We start from the raw sequence: 20,497 nt of genomic DNA on the forward strand, positions 1-20,497 counted from the left end.
CCGCCGCCAAGAAGGCTGCCCCGGCGAAGAAGGCCGCTCCGGCCAAGAAGGCTGCGCCCGCCAAGAAGGCCGCCGCGACCCCGGTGAAGAAGGCTGCCGTCAAGAAGGCTGCGCCCGCCAAGAAGGCCGCTCCGGCCAAGAAGGCTGCGCCCGCCAAGAAGGCCGCCGCGACCCCGGTGAAGAAGGCTGCCGCCAAGAAGGCTGCCCCGGCGAAGAAGGCCGCTCCGGCCAAGAAGGCTGCGCCCGCCAAGAAGGCCGCCGCGACCCCGGTGAAGAAGGCTGCCGCCAAGAAGGCCGCCCCCGCCAAGAAGGCCGCTGCACCGAAGAAGGCTGCTGCACCGAAGAAGGCCGCTGCGCCCAAGAAGGCTGCCGCCAAGCCCGCTGCGAAGCCTGCCGCCAAGAAGGCCGCCGCGCCCAAGAAGGCCGCCGCCAAGCCTGCCCCTGCGGCCAAGCCTGCCGCTGCTGCGCCCGCTCCCGCGGCCAAGACCGCGCTGAGCCCGCAAGCCGCCTGGCCCTTCCCGACCGGCAACAAGCCCTGAGCGTTTGTCTGAGCGGGCGGCTCGCGCTGCCCGTTCTGCAGTCGCGAAACCCGGCCCGCTCTGCGGTGCCGGGTTTTTTTTCTTGCCCTGCGTTCGGTCGGTCCCGCCTCATGCCAGGCATGCCTGCATGCAGCCTGGCCTTCGGCGGGCGTCGCGAAGTCCTCAAGGACTTCGCCCGGTCCCGCCTCAGGGATAGAAGATGTTGACGCTGTAGCCGCTGACGCGCTGGTTGCCGGTGGTGCTGAAACTGAAGGACAGTGCCTGCTCGGACTCGGCGCCGACCTGCCTGAGCATCGGGCTCAGCGCCTGCGGCCCGAGCACGCGGCGCGAGAAGGGCGTGCCACTCGCATCCGTCAGGCTCAACTCAATCCAGGGCGGCGCCACCTCCACACCCGTCTTGTTGCGCAGCGACAGGTTGAGCCTGTAGCCGCTGTTGCCGATGGGGTTCAGCGATGTCGAATCGATGCTCAGGGCCTCGATGTGTCGCCAGGGCTTGATCTCGCAGCCGAAGCTGCTGCACAGGGCCTGCAGCGGCCCGCGCATCGGCGGGTACAGGGCGGCGATGGCGTCGCGGAAGTGCAGCGTGATCTGCAAGGCCATCAAGGCCGCCAGCAGCAGCGAGGCAAGGGCGAGGGCGACGCGAACGCCCGGTCGGTTCCAGCGCGCATTGCTCTCGGCGCGGCGCATGAACTCGGGCACGACGACGCCTTGCGGCGCGGGCTCGGCAGCCACAGCAGGTGGTGATGCCGGGCCGGGCGCCTCATCTTCGACCCAACGCGGCTCCTGCCGCGTCACGTCCTCTGGCCAGCCGGTGGGCAGCGCGTCGACATGGGGCTCGGGCTCGGGGGGCGGCGTCCAGTCGGGCTCGAACACCGGTGGCGGCGGGGGCGGGGGCGGTGGCGGTTGAGGGGGCGGTGGAGGGGGCGGTGGAGGGGGCGGCGACTCGATGGCCGCTGCCGGCTGTGCGATGCTGGCGGGCCAGGGCGGCGGCGCGTCGCGTTCGATGTCGAACAGCAGTTCACGGGCATCGAAGATCTCGGCGCAACGGCCGCAGCGCACCCAGCCGTCGGAAACGCGCAGCTGGTCTTCGACGATCCTGAAGATCGTGCCGCAGGCGGTGCAGCGCGTCGCGAGGCTCATGCCGGGCGCCGGGCGGTCATCAGGATCCAGCCGTCCTCTTCATCGCTGACCTCCAGCGCCAGCCAGGGCGCGTAGGCGGCCTTCAGGTCGTCCGCCTGGCGCGACAGGATGCCGGCCAGGATCAGGTGGCCGCCCGGCGCGACATGGGCGCTCAGCAGCGGCGCCAGCAGTTTCAGCGGCGTGGCCAGGATGTTGGCGATGACCAGCGGGTATTCGCCCTGCGCGAGCTCGGGCAGGCCGGGATTCAGCGTGACGCCATTGGCTGCCGCGTTGTCGCGCGACGAGGTCACGGCCGCCGGGTCGATGTCGACCGCGTCGATGTTCTTCGCGCCGTGCAGGGCCGCGCCGATGGCGAGGATGCCGGAGCCGCAGCCGTAGTCCAGCACGCGTGGCCAGGCCTGGTTCTGCCTGGCGATCCAGCGCAGGCACATGCGCGTGGTCGGGTGCGTGCCGGTGCCGAAGGCCAGGCCCGGGTCCAGGCGCATGATGCGCTGGGCCTGCGGCGGCGCCTCGTGCCAGCTCGGCACGATCCAGAACTCCGGCGTGATCTCGACCGGCGCGAACTGGCTCTGCGTGAGCCGCACCCAGTCCTGCTCGGGCACGGCCTGGATGGCCTGGACGTGCACGTCTTCGGCCCAGTCCTGGGCCAGGATCAGCGTCGCGGCCTCGGTGGCCTCGGGCTCGCTGGGGAAGAGGGCCTTGACGATGGAGCGGTCCCAGCCGGCCTTGGGAGCCGGCATGCCGGGCTCGCCGAAGAGCGCGTGCTCGGCATCGGTGTCGGCATCGGCGTCCTCGACGGACACCGCGAGGGCATCGATCTCCATCAGCGCGTCGCTGACGATCTCGACATCGGCCTCGCGGCAGACGAGGGCAAGTTCAAACAGATGACTCATGCCTCGTATTGTCCCGCGAGACGCAGCACGTTCAGCGCTTGTGCGCGGCCATCCAGCCTTCGAGGTAGTGGATGGACGTGCCGCCCTCGATGAACTTGGCATCGGCCATCAGCTCGCGGTGCAGCGGGATGTTGGTCTGGATGCCTTCGACCACCGTCTCGCTCAGCGCGATGCGCATGCGGGCCAGGGCCTGCTCGCGCGTGTCGCCGTGCACGATGATCTTGCCGATCATGCTGTCGTAGTTGGGCGGCACGAAGTAGTTCGTGTAGGCATGCGAGTCGACCCGCACGCCGGGGCCGCCGGGCGGGTGCCACATCGTGATGCGGCCCGGCGAGGGCACGAACTTGACTGGGTCTTCCGCGTTGATGCGGCATTCGATCGCGTGGCCGCGCATCTCGATCTGACGCTGCGTGAACGGCAGCTTCTCGCCGGCCGCGATCTTGATCTGCTGCTGCACGATGTCGATGCCGGTCACCAGCTCGGTCACCGGATGCTCGACCTGCACGCGCGTGTTCATCTCGATGAAGTAGAACTCGCCGTTCTCGTACAGGAACTCGAAGGTGCCGGCGCCGCGGTAGCCCATCTTCTTGCAGGCGGCGGCGCAGCGGTCGCCCACCTTCTCGATGGTGCGGCGGGGGATGCCGGGGGCCGGCGCCTCCTCGATGATCTTCTGGTGGCGGCGCTGCATGGAGCAGTCGCGCTCGCCCAGCCAGACGGCGTTCTTGTAGGTGTCGGCGAGGATCTGGATCTCCACATGGCGCGGGTTCTCCAGGAACTTCTCCATGTAGACCTCGGGGTTGCCGAAGGCCGCACCGGCCTCGGCGCGGGTCGTCTGCACCGCGTGCACCAGGGCCGCCTCGGTATGCACGACGCGCATGCCGCGGCCGCCGCCGCCGCCGGCCGCCTTGATGATGACCGGGTAGCCCACCGTGCGGGCGATGCGGATGATCTCCTTCGGGTCTTCGGGCAGGGCGCCCTCGGAGCCCGGCACGCAGGGCACGCCGGCGCGGATCATGGCCTGCTTGGCCGAGACCTTGTCGCCCATCATGCGGATGGACTCAGGGCTGGGGCCGATGAAGGTGAAGCCGCTGCGCTCGACGCGCTCGGCGAAGTCGGCGTTCTCGCTCAGGAAGCCGTAGCCAGGGTGGATGGCCTCGGCATCGGTCACTTCGGCCGTTGCGATGATGGCCGGCATGCTGAGATAGCTCTGGGCCGAGGGCGCGGGGCCGATGCAGACGGCCTCGTCGGCCAGGCGCACGTACTTGGCGTCGCGGTCGGCCTCGGAGTAGACGACGACGGACTTGATGCCGAGTTCACGGCACGCGCGCTGGATGCGCAGCGCAATCTCGCCTCGGTTGGCGATAAGAACCTTCTTGAACATCAGAAGTCCTTATTCGATGACGAACAGCGGCTGACCGAATTCAACAGCCTGGCCGTTCTCGCACAGGATCTTCGTGATCGTGCCGGACTTGTCGGCCTCGATCTCGTTCATGATCTTCATCGCCTCGATGATGCAGATGGCCTCGCCTTCCTTGACCTGTTGGCCGATGTCGGCGAAGGGCTTGGCGTTGGGGCTGGAGGCGCGGTAGAAGGTGCCGACCATGGGCGACTTGACGACATGGCCGGTTTCCACCGGGGCGGCGGCAGCGGCCGGTGCGGCGGCAGCGGCGGCCAGCGGGGCGGCAGCGGTCACGACCGGCATCGCGGGCGCAGCGGCATAGACCGGCTGCATGGCGACGGCGGCGGCCGGGTCGGACTTGACGATGCGGACCTTGCCGTCGGCCTCGGTGATTTCCAGTTCGGAGATGTTCGATTCCGAGACCAGGTCGATCAGGGTTTTGAGCTTGCGCAGGTCCATGGTGGCTCCAGGCTGTTGTTGTTTTGAGGGAAGGAAAAGGAAGACCGGCGACGCGTTCAGGCGCCTGCCGATCCCAACGATTCGAGGGCGTGGCGCAGTGCGAGGCGGTAGCCGTTGGCGCCCAGGCCGCAGATGACGCCGACCGCCAATTCGCTCATATAGCTGTGATGGCGGAAGGCCTCGCGGCGGTGGATGTTCGAGAGGTGGACTTCGATGAAGGGCAGGGCCACGGCCGCCAGCGCGTCGCGGATGGCGACGCTGGTGTGGGTGTAGGCGGCCGGGTTGATGATGATGAAGCGCGTGCCATCGCCACGCGCAGCCTGGATGCGGTCGACCAGGGCACCTTCGTGGTTGCTCTGGAAACTGCTCAGCGTTGCGCCGGCATCTTGGGCGATCGTGCCGAGTTCGGCGTCGATCTGGGCGAGGGTCTGCGCGCCGTAGACCTCGGGCTCGCGGGTTCCGAGCAGGTTGAGGTTGGGGCCATGCAGGACGAGAATTTGCATCAAACGCGTGGCTGGGGACCGGGCCCGGAGACCTAGAGAGCCGCCACTAAATTGAGGAAGGGCGAACTTTACGCGTTTTGGCGCTGATTTCCCGCCGGATAGGGAAATTCTCGGGGGTGGGGCGCTTTGCCGTGCGGGCGCCTAGCTTTTGGCCAGTTGGCGCAGCTCATCGAGGCGGCTGACGCCCAGGCGTCGCCAGCTGATCTCGCCCGTTTCGTCGAAGATGACGGAGAAAGGCAGGCCGCCGGCCGGGTTGCCGAGCTCGCGCACCAGGCCCAGGCCCTGCGGGCCGGCCAACGCGACGGCGAAGTCCAGCGGGGTTTTCTGCAGGAAGGCCTTGACCGGTTCGGCCTGGTCCACTGCCAGGCCGAGAACCTGCCAGCCCCGGCCTTTGGCTTCGCCGTAGAACTGATTGATCTCGGGCAGCTCCTTCACGCAGGGTGCGCACCAAGTGGCCCAGAAGTTCACGAGCAGGGGCTTGCCGCGCCAGCGGGCGACGTCCAGCTCGCTGCCGTCCAGCGCGGGGAAGCGGTGGGCCCAGAAGGCCTGGGCGACGGCCGAGGCCACCGGCGGGTTTGCCCGGCGCCAGGCGAAGGAAGCGCCCAGGGCCGCCGCGCCGACGGCGGCGCCGGCCAGCACGAGGCGGCGTGAGGTGGTGGTCATGCGTCGGAGTCCAGCAGGGTTTGCAGCGCGGCCAGGTCGCCGCGCTCGGTCTTGCCGCGGGCGTCGGGCTTCAGCGCGCCGCGCAGGTCGTCGAAGTCCAGGATGGTCAGGCAGAGTGTGACGCGTTCGCCGAAGGCGGGGCAGGGCGCGTGGAGGATGAGCATGTCCACCGTCCGGCCTTTGCCGGCCGAGGTCTCGGCCACGTCGAAGCTCAGGCCGCGGTCCAGCAGCGCGATCTCGGCGGCCTTGCTGTCGTCGCAGTAGAGCTGCAGATGCAGGTTGGACAGCCTCGTTGCCGTGCCGCGCCAGACGGCGCCGCTCAGGTGGGGGCGGAACTCGGCCAGCCGCGCCATCCACTGCGCTGCGAGCTCGCGCAGCGCGCGCAGCTCGGCCGGCTGGGTGTCGGCGTGGAAGATCGCGATGTGCTCGCGCACGGCGTCTTCGACCTCGTCGTTGCCCGGCAGGGCGGCGCGCTGCAGGCCGAGGTCGCGCGCGGCGCGCTGCTTGGCCGGCCCCCAGTCCATGCCCTCGTCGACGATGAGGCGGGCGGCGGCGGCGGCGATTTCTTGGGTGCTGCTCACGGCAGGCAAATGAGGAAAATCGTGCGCGGCTTTCGGGCCGAGCGCCGGGCCGCCCCAAGCCGGCCCGCTGGGGCGATGTGCGAGTGGGGTATCCCCCGCAAGCATCGCCGTCCCCGCGGGGGCTGAGGCCGGACACAAGGCGCCCAGTGGGCGATTTGTGCCTGCCGAAGAGCTGCGGCGCAAGCCGCGGCGCGGTCTGCAAGACCGGCCAAGGTAATCCTTGGACGAGGGGCTTCAGTCATGGCAGTTCCGCGCTGTTCATGCGGCCGACGATCAGGCCCGCGCGCCCCATGACATAGGGCGAGCCGGGCTGGCGCTCGAAGCGCTTGGGCGCCGGCAGCATCACGGCCAGGCGCGCGGCCTCGAAAGGGCCGAGCCGTGCCGCGTCGACGCGGAAGTAGTGCCGCGCGGCGGCCTGGGCGCCGAACAGGCCTTCGCCCCACTCGACGTTGTTCAGATAGATCTCGAGGATGCGGCGCTTGTCCAGCAGGCCCTCCAGCATCAGCGTGATGACCAGTTCCTGGCCCTTGCGCAGCAGCGTGCGCTCGCCGGACAGGAAGAGGTTCTTGGCCAGTTGCTGCGTGATCGTCGAGCCGCCGACGACCTTGGCCACGCCCTTGCCGCGGGCCTCGACGCGGGCCTGCGCCTTCTCGTTCTTCTTCCAGGCGCCCTTGAGGGCATCCCAGTCGACGCCGCCATGTTCGGCGAAGCCGTCGTCCTCGCTGGCGATGACGGCGCGCTTGAGCGTGGCGGGCAGCTGGGCGTCGTCCACCCACTGCTGGCTCCAGCTGACCTGGTGCTTTTCGCCCAGCAGCCGCACGATCTCGCTGCGCTGGAAGCTGGTGGATTGCGGCGCGACGAAGCGCATCAACAGGATGCGGCCCGCAAACCAGAGCTGCAGGCACAACAGGGCCAGCGCCAGCAGGGCGAGCAGACGGCCGACGTGGCGCATCACAGCGACGCCCTCAGGGCTGCGAGCACCGGCGCGGTGTCGGGGCGCACGCCGCGCCAGAAGAAGAAGGCCTCGGCCGCCTGCTCGACCAGCATGCCGAGGCCGTCGCGCGGCTCCGCACCATGGGCGGCGGCCCAGTCGAGAAAGCCCTGTGCCTTGGGGCCGTACATCATGTCCAGCGCCAGCGTGCCGGGCTTGAGCACGCGGGCGTCGACGGGCGAGGCGGCGCCGGCCAGGCTGGTGCTCGTCGCGTTGATGACCACGTCCTGTGCGGCTGGCGCGTCCGGCAGCGTCGCGGCGCTCAGGGCCACGCCCAGATGGGCATGGCTCGCGACCAGGGCCTCGGCCTTGTCGACGCTGCGGTTCACGATGGTGATCTGCGCCGGCTTCGCAGCGATCAGGCTGCCCAGCACGCCCGCGCCCGCGCCACCCGCGCCGACCAGCAGCACCTTCAGCCCCGCGAGCGGCCGGCCCGCGTTGTGCTGCAGGTCGTTGACCAGGCCGGCACCGTCGGTGTTGTCGGCCGCCCAGCCGTTGGCGTCGAAGCGCAACGTGTTGGCTGCGCCGGCCAGTTCGGCGCGTTCCGTGCGCACGGCGGCCAGCCCGAAGGCCTCGAATTTGAAGGGCACGGTGATGTTGCAGCCCTTGGCACCGCCGGCCGCAAAGGCGCGCAGCGAGGGCTCGAAGCCGTCAAGCGGCGCCAGCAGGCGCTGGTAGACGATGTCCTGGCCGGTCTGCTCGGCAAACATCGCGTGGATGGCTGGCGAGCGGCTGTGCTCGACCGGGTTGCCGACGACGGCGTATCTGTCTTTCATCTTGCACCCTTCGCGCGTCGCGCTGTCCCGCCATGCGGGAGCTGAGCTCCTTCGGGCGGCCGCGCGGCGCTCATTCCTGTCCCGTCAAAGTCGTCTCCAGCCCCTCGTCGCGCGTGAACTTGAAGCGCGACGTGATGACCAGCACCTCCGCGCCGCGCAGCATCTCGTGGCTGAAATTGCCGAAGGGCGAGGCGGCCTGCACGATGGCGATGGCACGGCGGTCCAGCGTCGGGTTGCCGCTGGAGGCCACGATCTCGGTCTCGATGACCCGGCCCCGCTGGTTGACGCTGATGTTCATGACCAGTTCGCCGTAGAGCTTCCTGCCGCGGTACTCGGGGAAGTTGCGCGTGCCGCGCTCCTCGATGCGGCGGCGCAGGCCGTCGTAGTACTGCGCGTAGACGACCTCTCTCACGGCAGGGCTGACGTAGCGCTTGCGCGGCCGGGCGCTCTCGTCGTTGACGCGCTTCTCGATCTCAGCGAGCAGCTCCACGAGCTGGCGGCGCTTCTCAGCCTGGGCGCGCTCGTTCGCGTCGGTCTTCTCACGCTTGGGGTCCGGCGGCGGCAGCAGGGCCAGTTCGCGGCGCACCACGGTCAGCAGTTGCTGCTGCTGCTCCTGCAGCTGCGCGATCTGGGTGTGCTGAGCCTCGGCCGCGTCGCCCGTCTCGTTGTGCCGCGCCGGCGGCAGCGGCGAGGTGGCTCGGCCGGTTTCCATGTTGCCGCCGCCGGCCAGATTGGCCTGGGCCAGTGCCGCGGCCTTGACCGGCGCCTCGTTGGAGCGGGTGTTGACGAGCACGACCTCCAGCGGCGTGTCCTGGAACACGCGGTTGAAGGAGTCGGGCGAGCCCGCGCGCCAGGCCAGCAGCACGCCGTGCACGCCGAGCGAGCACGCGAGCGCGATCTCCAGCGTGTTCGGCTTGCGCATCTCAGTTCGATGGCGCGGGTTCGACCGGTTCGGATTCGTCGACGTCGATGGCCAGCGCAATCGGTGCTGCGGCGGCCTCGAGTTCGTCGTCGTCGCCCTCGGGCTCCTCGGTGGCGGCCACCTCGTCCAGGCGTTCGACCAGCGTCGCGTGCACGTCCAGCGTCATCTCGTCCAGGCCGGTGATGCGCAACTTCACATGGCTGCCGCGCGGCAGGCTCTCGCAGCCCAGGGCCTTGAAGACCAGCGGCAGGTCATCGGCGCGCACCAGGCCTTCCTTCATGACGGTGGCGGTCAGCTCGGTGATGCCGTTCTGGGCCAGGTGGCGCAGCGTCCAGAAACGCTCGATGCCGTTCTGGAAGCCGTTGTAGGCCGCGTAGGCGGACTCGAAGGCCGAGATGATGGAGAAGAGCTGGGCATCCTTGGGCTTGAAGGGCGCCACCAGCGCCGCCGTCTTGCCGTGGCGGGCGGCCGCGATGATCTGCCACTGGTTGGCCAGGTCGACATAGCGGCGCAGCGGCGAGCTGGCCCAGGTGTAGCTGGCCACCCCCATGCCGGCATGCGGCAGGGCCTTGACGCCCATGCGCACCTTGATGCCGGGCGCCAGGCTGGCCTGGCTGCGGTAGATGCCGGGCAGGCCCAGTTCGGCCAGCCAGCCACCCCAGGCGGAGTTGGCCAGGATCATGGCCTCGGCCACGATCAGGTCCAGCGAGCTGCCGCGGGCGCGCACGCTGATCTCGACCGTCTCGTCGCCCTTGGGCGGCTCGTTGCGTTCGCCGGCGAGGCGGAAGTTGTAGTCGGGCCGGTTGAAGTTCTCCGGCTTGCCGCGCACGACCTCGCGCTGTGCCTTCAGCTGCCTGGCCAGGCGCCAGGCAAAGGCGAGCTCGGGCGCGAAGGCGTAGTCCGCCGGGGCCTGGCCCGACAGGCTGGCGTCGGTGACGATGCCGTCCAGCCGGTCGTGGCGCAGGTTGGCGGCGATGTGCACGCGCTCCAGCTTCGTTTCCTTCGCGCGGATTTCCAGCGTCGCCTCGTCCATCGTGAAGTAGATGGACACGGCCGGGCAGTCGCGGCCCTCGATCAGCGTGTAGGCCTGCACGACCTCGTCGGGCAGCATCGTGATCTTCCAGCCTGGCATATAGACCGTGGACAGGCGCTCGCGGGCGACCTTGTCGATGGCCGAGTCCGGCGTGATGGCCAGGCCCGGCGCCGCGATGTGCACGCCGAAGACGACGGTGCCCGTGCCCAGGCCCTGCACGGACAGCGCGTCGTCGATCTCGGTGGTCTGCGAGTCGTCGATGGAGAAGGCCTGCACCGGGCTCAGCGCCAGCTCGTCCTTGATCTCCGGCGCGGTCAGCGCGGGGAAGCCCACGCCCTTGGCGAAGTTCTCGAACAGGAAGCGCTTCCAGTGGAACTGGTAGGCGCTGGTGATGGCGCCCGCCCCCTGCAGCAGGTCCAGCGGCGCCTTGTGCGAACGCTTGGCCGCCTCGACGACGGCCTTGTACTCGGGGCCGTTCTTGTCGGGCTTGAACAGGATCTTGTAGATCTGGTCCTGGATGGGCTGGGGGCAGGCGCCCTGGACCAGCTCCTCGGCCCAGGCTTCGATCTGCAGCGCCTGCTGGCGCTTGCGCTCGATGCCGAGCAGCGCGGCCTTGACCGTCTCCTCGGGGGCCTTCTTGAACTGGCCCTTGCCGGCGCGGCGGAAGTAGTGCGGCGCGTCGAAGAGGCGCAGGAGCGCGGCGGCCTGCTGCACGACGCCGGCCTTGGCGTCGAAATAGTCGCGGGCCAGGTCGGCGAAGCCGAACTCGCCCTCGGGCGCGAACTCCCAGGCCAGGTCCAGGTCGATGTCGTCGGCCAGCGCGCGGGCGTCGGCCAGCAGCACGGCGGGCGCCGGCTGCTCGAACTTCAGCAGCACATTGGCGGCCTTGACCTTGACCCGCTTGCCCGAGTCGAGTTCCACCTGCATCGAGGCATCGGCCTCGCTCATCACACGGCCGGCGAGGAATTTCCCGGCGTCATCGAACAGCGCAAAGGTCACAGACATAGGGTCGTGATTGTCCCTTACGCCAGCAGGTGCGCCGCGACGCCGGGCAGGTGGGCCTCGAAGTCGCTCAAGCCGTGGTCGCTGCCGTCCAGCACCTCGCCGTCGCAGCCGCTGTAGCGGGCCAGCATCTCGCGCCAGTCCAGCAGTTCGTCGCCCTTGGCGATCAGCGCGTAGTAGCGCGCCGGGTTGGCCAGCCGCGCCGGCGGCGCCAGCGCGGCCAGTTCGGCCACATGCCGGGCCGTGAAGTCGAACTTCAGCGTCGGGTCGTGCCAGGCCGTCTGCGGGCCGATGTGGTGCGACAGGTCGCGGGCCGGGTCGACGGCCGGGTTCAGCACGGCCACGCGCCAGCCATGGTGGGCGGGCTGCTCGGCCAGCGAGGTCGCGTAGAAGCCGCCCAGCGAGCTGCCGATGACGGCCGATCCGGAGGCCGGCCAGCCGGCGACGAGTTCGGCCGTTAGGGCCATGGCCTCGCGCGGCGAGGGCGGCAACTGCGGGCAGGCGAAAACGAGGCCGGGTTGCCCGGCTGCCCAGGCGGCCATGCGGCGCGCCTTGGCCGAGTTCGGCGAGGAGCGGAAACCATGCAGATAGAGCAGATACGTGAGGGCCATGACGGAAGTTTTTGCGTGGGGTTTTGTGCGCCGCCGACGGGGGCGGGCGCCGATTGACGCGAGTGTCGCCGCCCGCCACAGTGGCCGCCTTTCGTTTCCCCTGGACACCTCAATGATCCCGATGTCCCGCTCCGCGCTCGCCGTGGCCGCGTTGCTCGCCCTGTCCGCGCTGGCGCAGGCCCAGCCGCCCGCCGCACCCGGCGCTGCCGCGTCGGCGCCCGCGGCCCGCCCGCCCGTCGACCCGACCGCGCCCAAGCCCTTTGCCGACGTCATCAAGGGCGCGAAGGAACAGCCGGGCCTGTTCCCGATCTGGCGCAAGGACGAAAAGGTCTGGATCGAGATCCCGAAGGAGTACTTCAACAAGCCCTTCCTGTTCAGCGTCAACGTCGCCAACGCGGTCGGCGAGCGCGGCCTCTACGCCAGCCAGATGCTGGGCGACGAGCTGGCCGAGTGGCGCCGCGTCGGCAACCATGTGCAGCTGATCGCGCTGAACACCAAGTTCCGCGCCGACAACGCGTCGAGCAAGCTTGCCGTCGAGCAGGCCTTCTCGCCCAGCCTGATCGCGGCCGGCCCGGTGGCCAGCGCCGACCACCCGGACCGCAAGTCCGTGCTGGTGGATGCCAGCGGCCTGCTGCTGAACGACATCCCCGGCTACTCGACGCGCCTGGAGCTGGCCTACCGCCTGCCCTATGCGCCCGACCGCGCCAACTCCTTCATCGAGGCCAGCCGCGCCGACGCCCAGGTCTCCACGCTGACCGCGCGCGTGCATTTCGCGACGGCCCGCATCCCCGCGCCGCCGCTGATCCCGACGCCCGTGCCGATGCCGTCGCCGCCCCAGGCCACGCCCGATCCGCGCTCGATGTTCTTCAGCTTCGTCTACAGCCTCCGTGCGCTGCCCGAGGCGCCCGCGGCCATCCGCCTCGCCGACCCGCGCCTGGGCCATTTCTCCGAGACCTACAGCAACCTCGGCGACGATCTCAAGGCCAACCCGCGCGTGCACATGATCGCCCGCTGGCGCCTGGAGAGGAAGGACCCGGCGGCGGCCCTGTCCGAGCCCGTGCAGCCCATCGTCTACTGGCTGGACAAGAACATCCCGGCCAAGTACCGCGAGTCGGTCAAGGCCGGCATCCTGGAGTGGAACAAGGCCTTCGAGAAGATCGGCTTCAAGGACGCCGTCGTGGTCAGGCAGCAGCCCGACGACGCTGACTGGGACAACATGGATTCGACCCACGCGTCCATCCGCTGGTTCACCGGCGCCGACGTCGGCTTCGCCATCGGCCCGAGCAACCGCGACCCGCGCACCGGCGAGATCCTGGACGCCGACATCGGCATGAGCGACGTCTTCGGCCGTGGCAGCCGCCGCTTCGCCGTGGACGACGTGCTGTCGGGGGGCCAGGCCCAGGCCCTCGGCGCCTGGATGGGCGAGCGCAGCAGCCAGGCCCTGGCCGAGCAGCAGTGCAGCTATATGGCCGACCAGGCCGACGAACTCGGCTTCGCGCTCGACCTGCTGGCCTTGCGCGATGGCATGGACATGAACGGCCCCGAGGCCGAGGCGCTGGCCCAGGCCGTCGTGAAGGACGTCGTCATGCACGAGGTCGGCCACACGCTCGGCCTGAAGCACAACTTCCGTTCGTCCACGACTGTCACCCAGGCCCAGCTCAAGGACAAGGCCTGGACCGAGGCCCACGGCATCTCCAACTCGGTGATGGACTACAACGCCTACAACCTGCCGCTCAAGGGCGAGCCGCGCGCCAGCCTGACGAACACGACGCTGGGTGCCTACGACTACTGGGCCATCGAGTACGCCTACAGGACCCTCCCGGCCGAGCAGGAGGCGGCCGAGCTGGCCAGGATCGCCGCGCGCTCGACCGAGCCGCAGCTGGCCTATGGCGACGACTTCGACCAGGGCGTCGGCGGCCCCTACGACGGCTTCGACCCGCGCACCAACCAGCGCGACCTCGGCGACGACCCGCTGGCCTATGCGAAGAAGCGGCTCAAGCTCAGCCAGGAGCTGTGGGAGCGTGTGCAGGGCCGCCCGGCCTCGGTCGGCGACGACCCGCTGCGCAACCGCCGCTCCGTCTTCGAGAGCTTCCGCCAGCTGGCGCTCACGGCCAACAACGTCAGCAAATACGTGGGCGGCATGTATGCCGAGCGCGTGGTGCCGGGCGTCACGTCGGGGCCGGCCTTCAAGCCGGTGGACAACGCCCAGCAGCGCGAGGCCCTGCGCTTCATCGCCACCGGCCTGCTGTCCAGCGACTCGTTCAGGTTTCGCCCCGAGTTCCTGACCAGCCAGACGCTGGACTACAACGAGTCGGACCGCGGCCTGCCGCTGTCCATCCCGGATGCCGTCGCCGCGCTGCAGGGCCGCGTGCTGGACCGGCTGATGTCGCCCAACACCGCGCGCCGCCTCATCGAGATGGGCGGCTACCTGCCCGAGGCCCAGCGCAAGGGCGCGGTGTCGCTCAGCGAGGTCTACGGCACGCTGCAGGCGGCCATCTTCAGCGAGGTCAAGGCCGGCGCCGAGGTCGACCGCATGCGCCGCAGCCTGCAGCGCGAATACATCAAGCGCCTGCAGGCCCAGCTGAACCGCTCGACCAATGGTGCAACGGTCTATGCCGACGCCTTCTCGATGGCCCGCTGGCACGCGAGTCAGCTCGCCAACGAGCTGCGCGCGGCGGCGGCCAAGCCGGGCCTGTCGGTCGAGACCCGCGCCCATCTGGCGGAGCTGCAGGACATGCTGAACAGCATGCTCAAGGCCTCGCTGGTGAGGAGTTGACCCCTCGCCTGGCCTCGCGTCGCTGAACGCGAGCGAGTCTGGTCGGTCTTGCAGACCGCGCTGCGGCTTGCGCCGCAGCTCTTCGGCAGGCACAAGGCGCTCACTGGGCGCCTTGTGTCCGGCCTCAGCCCTCGCGGGGACGGCGATGTCCGCGGCATCGAACCGCGAACACATCGCCAGCGCGGGCCGGCTTGGGGCGGCCCGGCGCTCGGCCCGCAATCCGAGGGCATGCGCCAGAGCAAGGCCGACTGCGATGCCGGTTTTTTGGTCGCTAGGATCGGCGCAGTTTCAACAGGAGAGATGCATGGCCGATGCGGCGCACTGCAATCAATCGGGAGTCGGCATGCTGCCGGGTCATCTGGGCATCGTCGTCACGCACGTGGGCAATGGCGAGGCGCATGCCGAGCTGGCCGTGCGGCGCGAGCTGATGGCGTCCAACGGCTTCCTGCACGCCGGCAGCGTCGTCACACTGGCCGATACCTGCGCCGGCTACGGCTGCCTGGACAACCTGCCCGAAGGCGCGGTCGGCTTCACGACCGTGGAGCTGAAGTCCAATTTCCTCGGCACCGCCCGCGAGGGCAGCATCGCCTGCGTGGCCAAGGCCGTGCACCTGGGCCGGACGACCCAGGTCTGGGACGCGGTCGTCACGAACCAGGACACGGGCAAGACCATGGCCTTGTTCCGCTGCACGCAGATGGTGCTTTACGGCAAGTGAGCGGCTATCTGGCCAGTGCGGCCAGCAGCCTGTCGTGGATGCCGCTCTTCGGGCCTTCAGGCCCGGGCGGCCAAGCTTTGCAATAGCTTGTCGTGAATGCCGCCAAAGCCGCCATTGCTCATGCACAGCAGATGGTCGCCCGGCTTCGCGGCCTTGACGACGGCTGCCACCAGCGCGTCCACATCCGCGCCGACCACGGCCTGGGCGCCCATCGGCGCCAGCGCTTCCTTGGCGTCCCAGCTCAGCCCCTGCTGATTGCAGAAGGCCAGGTCGGCCTCCTCCAGCGCCCAGGGCAACTGGGCCTTCATCGTGCCCAGCTTCATCGTGTTGGAGCGCGGCTCGAAGATGGCCAGGATGCGTTCGGCCGGCGCGATGCGGCGGCGCAGGCCGTTGATGGTCGTGCGGATGGCCGTGGGATGGTGGGCGAAGTCGTCGTAGACCTTGATGCCGCCCACCTCGCCGCGCAGCTCCATGCGGCGGCGCACGTTCTGGAATTCGGCGAGGGCCGCAGCCGACTGCTCGGGTGACACGCCCACATGCTCGGCCGCCGCGATGGCGGCCAGCGCGTTGAGCTGGTTGTGCTCGCCGATCAGGCCCCACTCCACGCGCGCGACCTTGAGGCTGCCGCGCAGCACGTCGAAGGCCTGCGGTTCGCCGCGGGCGCGCAGCATGCCAGCCTCTTCCTTCTTCGCGCCGAAGCGCTGCAGCCCGCTCCAGCAGCCGCGCGCGATGACGCGCTGCAGCGCCTCCTCGCGGGCGTTGACGACGAGCAGGCCGCTGGCCGGCACCGTGCGCACGAGGTGGTGGAACTGGGTCTCGATGGCGGCCAGGTCCGGAAAGATGTCGGCGTGGTCGTGCTCGAGATTGTTCAGGACGGCCGTGCGCGGCCGGTAGTGCACGAACTTGCTGCGCTTGTCGAAGAAGGCGGTGTCGTACTCGTCGGCTTCAATCACGAAGGCCTTGCCCTCGCCGAGCCGGGCCGACACGCCGAAGTTCTGCGGCACGCCGCCGACCAGGAAGCCGGGCTTCTGACCAGCGTGCTCCAGGATCCAGGCCAGCATGGACGTCGTCGTCGTCTTGCCGTGCGTGCCGGCCACGGCCAGCACATGCCGCCCCTGCAGCACATGCTCGGCCAGCCACTGCGGGCCCGAGACATAGGGCAGGCCGGCGTCGAGGATGGCCTCCATCAGCGGGAAGCGCTCGCCGCGCGTGACGACGTTGCCGATGACGAAGACGTCGGGCTTGAGCGCCAGCTGCTCGGCGCCGAAGCCCTCGATGAGGGCTATGCCCAGCGCTTCGAGCTGGGTGCTCATCGGCGGGTAGCCGTTGGCGTCGCAGCCGGTGACCTTGTGGCCGGCCTCGCGTGCCAGCGCCGCCAGGCCGCCCATGAAGGTGCCGCAGATGCCGAGGATGTGCAGATGCATGTCGGTCCGCCCCAAAGGGCGTGAGAGATCAGCGCAAGGCGGTGCGCGCGGCCGCGAGGGTGGCGTCGATGTCGGCCTGGCTGTGCGCCGCCGAAACGAAACCTGCTTCGTACAAGGCCGGAGCAAGATAGATGCCCGCGTCGAGCATCGCGTGGAAGAAGCGGTTGAAGCGCTCCTTGTCCGTCGTCATGACGGTGGTGTAGTTCTGCGGCAGCTCGGGCAGCAGGAAGAAGCCGAACATGCCGCCTTCGCAGTCGGCGCTGAAGGGCAGGCCGTTCTCGGCCGCCACGGCCTTCAGTCCGTCGACGAGCTGCTGCGTCTTGGCGGACAGGGACTCGAAGAAGCCCGGCTTCTGGATCTCCTTCAGGGTCGCCAGCCCGCAGGCCGTCGCCACCGGGTTGCCGGACAGCGTGCCGGCCTGGTAGACGCCGCCCAGCGGCGCCAGGTGCTGCATGACCTCGCGCTTCGCGCCGAAGGCCGCCAGCGGCATGCCGCCGCCGATGACCTTGCCGAACACCGAGATGTCGGGCGCGAAGCCGGGGATGAGCCTGGCGTAATGGCCCTGGGCCGACGCGAGGCCGACGCGAAAGCCCGTCATCACCTCGTCCAGCACCAGCAGCGCGCCGTGCTGCGTGCACAGGCGGCGCAGCGCGGTCATGAAGGGCAGGGACGCGCGCACGAAGTTCATGTTGCCGGCAATCGGCTCGACGATGACGCAGGCCAGCTCGGCGCCGTGCTCGGCGAAGGCGGCTTCCAGCTGCGCGACGTTGTTGTATTCCAGGACCACCGTGTCCGCCGCCGCGCCGGGCGTGACGCCGGCGCTGGTCGGGTGGCCGAAGGTGGCCAGGCCCGAGCCGGCCTTCACGAGCAGGGCGTCGGTGTGGCCGTGGTAGCAGCCCTCGAACTTGATGAACTTGGGTCGACCGGTGGCGCCGCGAGCGAGCCGGATGGCGCTCATCGTCGCCTCGGTGCCCGAGCTGACGAGGCGGACCTGGTCGATGCTGGGCACGAGGTTCAGGATCTCCTCGGCCAGCTCGATCTCGCGCTCGGTCGGCGCGCCGAAGGAGAAGCCCTCGGTGGCGGCCTTCTGCACGGCCTCGAGCACGGCCGGGTGGCCGTGGCCCAGGATCATCGGCCCCCAGGAGCCGATGTAGTCGATGTAGCGCCGGCCTTCGGCGTCCCAGATGTAGGCGCCCTCGCCGCGGGCGATGAAGCGCGGCGTGCCGCCGACGGCGCGGAAGGCGCGCACGGGGGAGTTCACGCCACCGGGAATGACGCGCGCGGCGCGCTCGAACAACTGCGAATTGGTAACCATCGGAAACGAATGAAGGGGTTCAGTGCATGCGCCGCGGCGACTTCGGCGGCTGCTCGGGCTCGGGTTCGTCGAAGGCGGGCTCGGCACCTTCCTCGTCCGCCGCGGGCAGGGCCCAGAAGAAGCGGTCGGGGATGACATTGCCCATGCCGGGGCGGAAGCCCGCGTCCAGCGACTGGTCGAGGAAGGACAGGGCCTCGCTGACGGCCGAGTGCAGCTCGGCGCCGACCGACAGCAGCGCCGCCAGCGCGGCCGACAGCGTGTCGCCGGCGCCGACGAAGGCGGTCTCGAAGCGCTCGAACTTCTCGCCCGTGATCGGGCCCTGGGAATTGGCCAGCACGTTGTCCACGTACTGGTTGGGCAGCTGGATGCCGGTCACCAGCACATGCTGGGCCCCGGCCTGGGCGGCGGCGACGGCCAGTTCGCGCGCGGAGGGGCTGCGCTCGCTGTCCCAGTCGGGCAGCAGGAAGTCGGTCAGCGTCTTGTGGTTGCCCACCAGCACGGCCGTCTGCGGCAGCACCAGTTCGCGCAGCGCGTCCAGGTATTGCTGCTGCTCGTCTTCGTCGATCCAGGCGACCGAGGGCAGGTAGGTGACCAGGGGCACGTCAGGGTAGTCGCTCAGCACCTCGGCGACCGCGCTGACGCCCTCGGCATTGCCGAGGAAGCCGACCTTCCAGGCGGTGATGGGCACGTCCTCGAGAATGTGGCGGGCCTGCTCGGCCAGCACGTCGGCGTCGAGGTTGTGGTGCTCGAAGACCTCGGCCGTGTCGCGCAGCACGATGGCGGTGACGACGGGCAGGCAGTGGGCGCCCATGGCGGCGATGGTGGACACGTCGCCGGCCAGGCCGCCGGCGCCGGAGGCGTCGCTGGCATTGAAGCTCAGCACGCAGGCCGGCGGCGGGCTCTCCTGCTCGTCTTGGGCTTGATCGACCTCGGGGTCGGCGGGGTGGGATGTTGGGCTCATGGGGGTCGTGGCGGTCGCGGCCAAAGAGCTGCCGCAAAGCGTGGAGTCTGCCGCTAAAAGGGTGCTCCTGAGGCCCTGGGCACAGGCGTTTGCCCTCAGCATTGCGCTCTCGGGCCCTGGCTAGAATGATTCGATTGTAGTGAGCAAACTCTGAGCACCGTGAGCGAACCCAGTACCTGGATGTGCCTGATCTGTGGATGGATCTACGACGAAGCCGCGGGAGATCCCGAGCATGGCATTCCCGCCGGCACCGCCTGGGCGGATGTCGACATGAACTGGGTCTGCCCCGACTGCGGCGCGCGCAAGGAAGATTTCGAGATGGTGCGCATCTGACTCGGCCCACCGGCCCGGCCCCGAGCTGAAGTTCCGAGGAGACAAGGTTTGAACGAGCAAGTTTCCGCAGCGGCGCCGACCCGCATCCTGGTCATCGACGACAGCAACACCATCCGCCGCAGTGCCGAGATCTTCCTGAAGCAGGGCGGGCACGAGGTGGCGCTGGCCGAGGACGGCTTCGATGCGCTGGCCAAGCTGGGCGACTTCCATCCCGATCTGGTCTTCTGCGACATCCTGATGCCGCGCCTGGATGGGTATCAGACCTGCGCCATCATCAAACGCAACCCGCAGTTCTCGGCGGTGCCGGTGATCATGCTTTCGTCGAAGGACGGCCTGTTCGACAAGGCCCGCGGCCGCATGGTGGGTTCGCAGGACTACCTGACCAAGCCCTTCACCAAGGACCAGTTGCTTCAGGCCGTGCTGCAGCACCGGCCCTGACAAGCAGCCATTGAAAGAGAACTGCCATGAGCATCCACAACATCCTGCTGGTTGACGACTCCAAGACCGAGCTGCACGCGCTGTCGGAGATGCTCGTCAAGCGCGGCTACAACGTGCGCACGGCCGAGAACGGCGAAGAGGCGATGAAGCGCCTGGCCGAGGCCAAGCCCGACCTGATCCTGATGGACGTCGTCATGCCCGGCCAGAACGGCTTCCAGCTGACCCGCGCGATCACGCGCGACGAGCGCTATGTCGGCGTGCCCGTCATCATGTGCACGAGCAAGGGCCAGGAGACCGACAAGGTCTGGGGTATGCGCCAGGGTGCCAGCGACTACGTCGTCAAGCCCGTCAAGGCCGAGGAACTGATCGCCAAGATCAAGGCTCTGGGCTGATATGACGAAGCCCCCACGCTCATTCCATTCACTGCCCCCCGAGGGGGTGCTTCAGCGCCTTCGGGCGGCCGGGCGGCGCTGACATGGCGAACCGGACGGCACTCCGTGAATTGCAGCAGCGCCTGGCCGAGCGCATGCAGGCGGCGCGCGAGCAGACGCTGATCGCGACCTGGCTTGCCGTCGAATGTGCCGGCGTCGGGCTGCTGTTTCCGCTGAAGCAGGCCAGCGAGATCTTCGCGCCCGTGCCGATCAAGCCGGTGCCCTATGCCAAGCCCTGGCTGGCCGGCGTTGCCAACCTGCGCGGCGGCCTGTTCACGGTGGTCGACCTGGCCGTCTACCTCGGCCTGCGCGAGCCGGTGCATGGCCGCGGCTTCGCGCCGCAGAGCCGCCTGGTGTCGCTGGGTGCCGACCTGAACCTGAATTGCGCGCTGCTGGTGGACCGGCTCGCCGGCCTGCGCAGCGACGAGCAACTGCCGCTGGCGGCCCAGCAGCCCGCCGGCCCGCTGCCGCGCTTCGCCGGCGCGCTGCGCCGCGACGAGGCCGGGCGTACCTGGCAAGAGATCAATCTCGAAGCATTGTCGCGCCAGGAGAACTTCCTGCATGTCGTCGCCTGATGCGGACCGCATCAAGA

22 protein-coding genes are annotated in these 20,497 nt (G+C 69.4%); 7 read left to right on the forward strand and 15 right to left on the reverse strand.

Annotated features, from left to right (window positions below; genetic code table 11):
- Positions 1 to 539 (forward strand): histone (locus tag EV671_RS09690; protein ID WP_132571238.1); only part of this gene is annotated, 539 nt, incomplete at its 5' end.
- A 186-nt stretch (positions 540 to 725) separates the two neighbouring features.
- On the opposite strand, the gene EV671_RS09695 is transcribed toward EV671_RS09690, so the two are convergent.
- From EV671_RS09695 to EV671_RS09750, 12 genes are all read right to left on the reverse strand, one after another.
- Positions 726 to 1,679, reverse strand: a complete 954-nt coding sequence (locus tag EV671_RS09695; RefSeq protein ID WP_132571110.1) for a zinc-ribbon and DUF3426 domain-containing protein — start codon at positions 1,677 to 1,679, stop codon at positions 726 to 728.
- A complete protein-coding gene (gene prmA, locus EV671_RS09700; RefSeq protein WP_132571239.1) occupies positions 1,676 to 2,563 on the reverse strand; it encodes a 50S ribosomal protein L11 methyltransferase in 888 nt (295 codons plus the stop codon). Before prmA ends, EV671_RS09695 begins: the two co-directional genes overlap by 4 nt.
- A 40-nt stretch (positions 2,564 to 2,603) precedes the next feature.
- Positions 2,604 to 3,953, reverse strand: coding sequence for an acetyl-CoA carboxylase biotin carboxylase subunit (gene accC, locus EV671_RS09705; protein ID WP_132571111.1), 1,350 nt, complete (start codon positions 3,951 to 3,953; stop codon positions 2,604 to 2,606).
- A 9-nt stretch (positions 3,954 to 3,962) separates the two neighbouring features.
- Positions 3,963 to 4,430, reverse strand: a complete 468-nt coding sequence (gene accB, locus EV671_RS09710; RefSeq protein ID WP_132571112.1) for an acetyl-CoA carboxylase biotin carboxyl carrier protein — start codon at positions 4,428 to 4,430, stop codon at positions 3,963 to 3,965.
- A 56-nt stretch (positions 4,431 to 4,486) separates the two neighbouring features.
- A complete protein-coding gene (gene aroQ / locus EV671_RS09715) occupies positions 4,487 to 4,936 on the reverse strand; it encodes a type II 3-dehydroquinate dehydratase (RefSeq protein ID WP_132571113.1) in 450 nt (149 codons plus the stop codon).
- Positions 4,937 to 5,074: 138 nt separating this feature from the next.
- Positions 5,075 to 5,596, reverse strand: coding sequence for a TlpA family protein disulfide reductase (locus EV671_RS09720; RefSeq protein WP_132571114.1), 522 nt, complete (start codon positions 5,594 to 5,596; stop codon positions 5,075 to 5,077).
- A complete protein-coding gene (locus EV671_RS09725) occupies positions 5,593 to 6,120 on the reverse strand; it encodes a hypothetical protein (protein ID WP_132571240.1) in 528 nt (175 codons plus the stop codon). Before EV671_RS09725 ends, EV671_RS09720 begins: the two co-directional genes overlap by 4 nt.
- A 295-nt stretch (positions 6,121 to 6,415) precedes the next feature.
- On the reverse strand, positions 6,416 to 7,129 hold the full coding sequence (gene mtgA / locus EV671_RS09730) for a monofunctional biosynthetic peptidoglycan transglycosylase (RefSeq protein WP_132571241.1): 714 nt from the start codon (positions 7,127 to 7,129) through the stop codon (positions 6,416 to 6,418).
- Entirely contained in the window at positions 7,129 to 7,944 is an 816-nt protein-coding gene (gene aroE / locus EV671_RS09735; RefSeq protein ID WP_132571115.1) for a shikimate dehydrogenase, read from the reverse strand. The genes mtgA and aroE overlap by 1 nt, the downstream gene beginning before the upstream one ends.
- 70 nt (positions 7,945 to 8,014) lie before the next feature.
- Positions 8,015 to 8,866: an energy transducer TonB gene (locus EV671_RS09740; RefSeq protein ID WP_132571116.1), complete on the reverse strand. Its 852-nt coding sequence runs from the start codon at positions 8,864 to 8,866 to the stop codon at positions 8,015 to 8,017.
- A 1-nt stretch (position 8,867) separates the two neighbouring features.
- Complete coding sequence (locus tag EV671_RS09745; RefSeq protein WP_132571117.1) at positions 8,868 to 10,904, reverse strand: ribonuclease catalytic domain-containing protein; 2,037 nt, start codon at positions 10,902 to 10,904, stop codon at positions 8,868 to 8,870.
- A gap of 17 nt (positions 10,905 to 10,921) precedes the next feature.
- Complete coding sequence (locus tag EV671_RS09750) at positions 10,922 to 11,512, reverse strand: YqiA/YcfP family alpha/beta fold hydrolase (RefSeq protein ID WP_132571118.1); 591 nt, start codon at positions 11,510 to 11,512, stop codon at positions 10,922 to 10,924.
- Between the two features lie 121 nt (positions 11,513 to 11,633).
- Here EV671_RS09750 and EV671_RS09755 point away from each other — a divergent pair, with 121 nt between their 5' ends.
- Together EV671_RS09755 and EV671_RS09760 are read left to right on the forward strand one after the other, a co-directional pair.
- A complete protein-coding gene (locus tag EV671_RS09755; RefSeq protein WP_165917520.1) occupies positions 11,634 to 14,288 on the forward strand; it encodes a zinc-dependent metalloprotease in 2,655 nt (884 codons plus the stop codon).
- 304 nt (positions 14,289 to 14,592) lie between these two features.
- Positions 14,593 to 15,003, forward strand: a complete 411-nt coding sequence (locus EV671_RS09760; RefSeq protein ID WP_132571120.1) for a PaaI family thioesterase — start codon at positions 14,593 to 14,595, stop codon at positions 15,001 to 15,003.
- A 56-nt stretch (positions 15,004 to 15,059) separates the two neighbouring features.
- Here the strand turns inward: EV671_RS09760 and mpl are convergent, their stop codons facing one another.
- From mpl to thiD, 3 genes are read right to left on the reverse strand one after another with little or no spacing between them, the layout of a single operon-like run.
- Positions 15,060 to 16,427: a UDP-N-acetylmuramate:L-alanyl-gamma-D-glutamyl-meso-diaminopimelate ligase gene (gene mpl / locus EV671_RS09765; protein ID WP_132571121.1), complete on the reverse strand. Its 1,368-nt coding sequence runs from the start codon at positions 16,425 to 16,427 to the stop codon at positions 15,060 to 15,062.
- Between the two features lie 28 nt (positions 16,428 to 16,455).
- Positions 16,456 to 17,742 (reverse strand): glutamate-1-semialdehyde 2,1-aminomutase, encoded by a 1,287-nt coding sequence (hemL, locus tag EV671_RS09770; RefSeq protein ID WP_132571122.1) that lies wholly within the window; start codon positions 17,740 to 17,742, stop codon positions 16,456 to 16,458.
- A gap of 19 nt (positions 17,743 to 17,761) precedes the next feature.
- Positions 17,762 to 18,703 carry a bifunctional hydroxymethylpyrimidine kinase/phosphomethylpyrimidine kinase gene (thiD, locus tag EV671_RS09775; RefSeq protein WP_132571123.1) on the reverse strand — a complete coding sequence of 314 codons (942 nt, stop codon included), beginning with the start codon at positions 18,701 to 18,703 and terminating at the stop codon, positions 17,762 to 17,764.
- A 180-nt stretch (positions 18,704 to 18,883) separates the two neighbouring features.
- On the opposite strand from thiD, the gene EV671_RS09780 reads away from it, so the two are divergent.
- From EV671_RS09780 to EV671_RS09795, 4 genes are all read left to right on the forward strand, one after another.
- Positions 18,884 to 19,036: a rubredoxin gene (locus tag EV671_RS09780; RefSeq protein WP_132571242.1), complete on the forward strand. Its 153-nt coding sequence runs from the start codon at positions 18,884 to 18,886 to the stop codon at positions 19,034 to 19,036.
- A gap of 48 nt (positions 19,037 to 19,084) precedes the next feature.
- Entirely contained in the window at positions 19,085 to 19,474 is a 390-nt protein-coding gene (locus EV671_RS09785; RefSeq protein WP_132571124.1) for a response regulator, read from the forward strand.
- Between the two features lie 26 nt (positions 19,475 to 19,500).
- On the forward strand, positions 19,501 to 19,866 hold the full coding sequence (locus EV671_RS09790; protein WP_132571125.1) for a response regulator transcription factor: 366 nt from the start codon (positions 19,501 to 19,503) through the stop codon (positions 19,864 to 19,866).
- Positions 19,867 to 19,949: 83 nt separating this feature from the next.
- Positions 19,950 to 20,480 carry a chemotaxis protein CheW gene (locus EV671_RS09795; RefSeq protein WP_132571126.1) on the forward strand — a complete coding sequence of 177 codons (531 nt, stop codon included), beginning with the start codon at positions 19,950 to 19,952 and terminating at the stop codon, positions 20,478 to 20,480.
- The last annotated feature ends 17 nt before the right edge of the window (positions 20,481 to 20,497 follow it).

Origin of the sequence: Roseateles saccharophilus (assembly GCF_004342485.1) — a bacterium.
GTDB lineage: Bacteria > Pseudomonadota > Gammaproteobacteria > Burkholderiales > Burkholderiaceae_C > Pelomonas > Pelomonas saccharophila.

Coding starts and splice junctions, on each gene's coding strand:
- EV671_RS09695 (WP_132571110.1), bottom strand. CDS start 1,679: ATGAGCCTCGCGACGCGCTGCACCGCCTGCGGCACGATCTTCAGGATC.
- accC (WP_132571111.1), bottom strand. CDS start 3,953: ATGTTCAAGAAGGTTCTTATCGCCAACCGAGGCGAGATTGCGCTGCGC.
- accB (WP_132571112.1), bottom strand. CDS start 4,430: ATGGACCTGCGCAAGCTCAAAACCCTGATCGACCTGGTCTCGGAATCG.
- EV671_RS09720 (WP_132571114.1), bottom strand. CDS start 5,596: ATGACCACCACCTCACGCCGCCTCGTGCTGGCCGGCGCCGCCGTCGGC.
- EV671_RS09725 (WP_132571240.1), bottom strand. CDS start 6,120: ATGGACTGGGGGCCGGCCAAGCAGCGCGCCGCGCGCGACCTCGGCCTG.
- mtgA (WP_132571241.1), bottom strand. CDS start 7,129: ATGCGCCACGTCGGCCGTCTGCTCGCCCTGCTGGCGCTGGCCCTGTTG.
- aroE (WP_132571115.1), bottom strand. CDS start 7,944: ATGAAAGACAGATACGCCGTCGTCGGCAACCCGGTCGAGCACAGCCGC.
- EV671_RS09740 (WP_132571116.1), bottom strand. CDS start 8,866: ATGCGCAAGCCGAACACGCTGGAGATCGCGCTCGCGTGCTCGCTCGGC.
- EV671_RS09745 (WP_132571117.1), bottom strand. CDS start 10,904: ATGTCTGTGACCTTTGCGCTGTTCGATGACGCCGGGAAATTCCTCGCC.
- EV671_RS09750 (WP_132571118.1), bottom strand. CDS start 11,512: ATGGCCCTCACGTATCTGCTCTATCTGCATGGTTTCCGCTCCTCGCCG.
- EV671_RS09755 (WP_165917520.1), top strand. CDS start 11,634: ATGTCCCGCTCCGCGCTCGCCGTGGCCGCGTTGCTCGCCCTGTCCGCG.
- EV671_RS09760 (WP_132571120.1), top strand. CDS start 14,593: ATGGCCGATGCGGCGCACTGCAATCAATCGGGAGTCGGCATGCTGCCG.
- mpl (WP_132571121.1), bottom strand. CDS start 16,427: ATGCATCTGCACATCCTCGGCATCTGCGGCACCTTCATGGGCGGCCTG.
- hemL (WP_132571122.1), bottom strand. CDS start 17,742: ATGGTTACCAATTCGCAGTTGTTCGAGCGCGCCGCGCGCGTCATTCCC.
- thiD (WP_132571123.1), bottom strand. CDS start 18,703: ATGAGCCCAACATCCCACCCCGCCGACCCCGAGGTCGATCAAGCCCAA.
- EV671_RS09780 (WP_132571242.1), top strand. CDS start 18,884: ATGTGCCTGATCTGTGGATGGATCTACGACGAAGCCGCGGGAGATCCC.
- EV671_RS09790 (WP_132571125.1), top strand. CDS start 19,501: ATGAGCATCCACAACATCCTGCTGGTTGACGACTCCAAGACCGAGCTG.
- EV671_RS09795 (WP_132571126.1), top strand. CDS start 19,950: ATGGCGAACCGGACGGCACTCCGTGAATTGCAGCAGCGCCTGGCCGAG.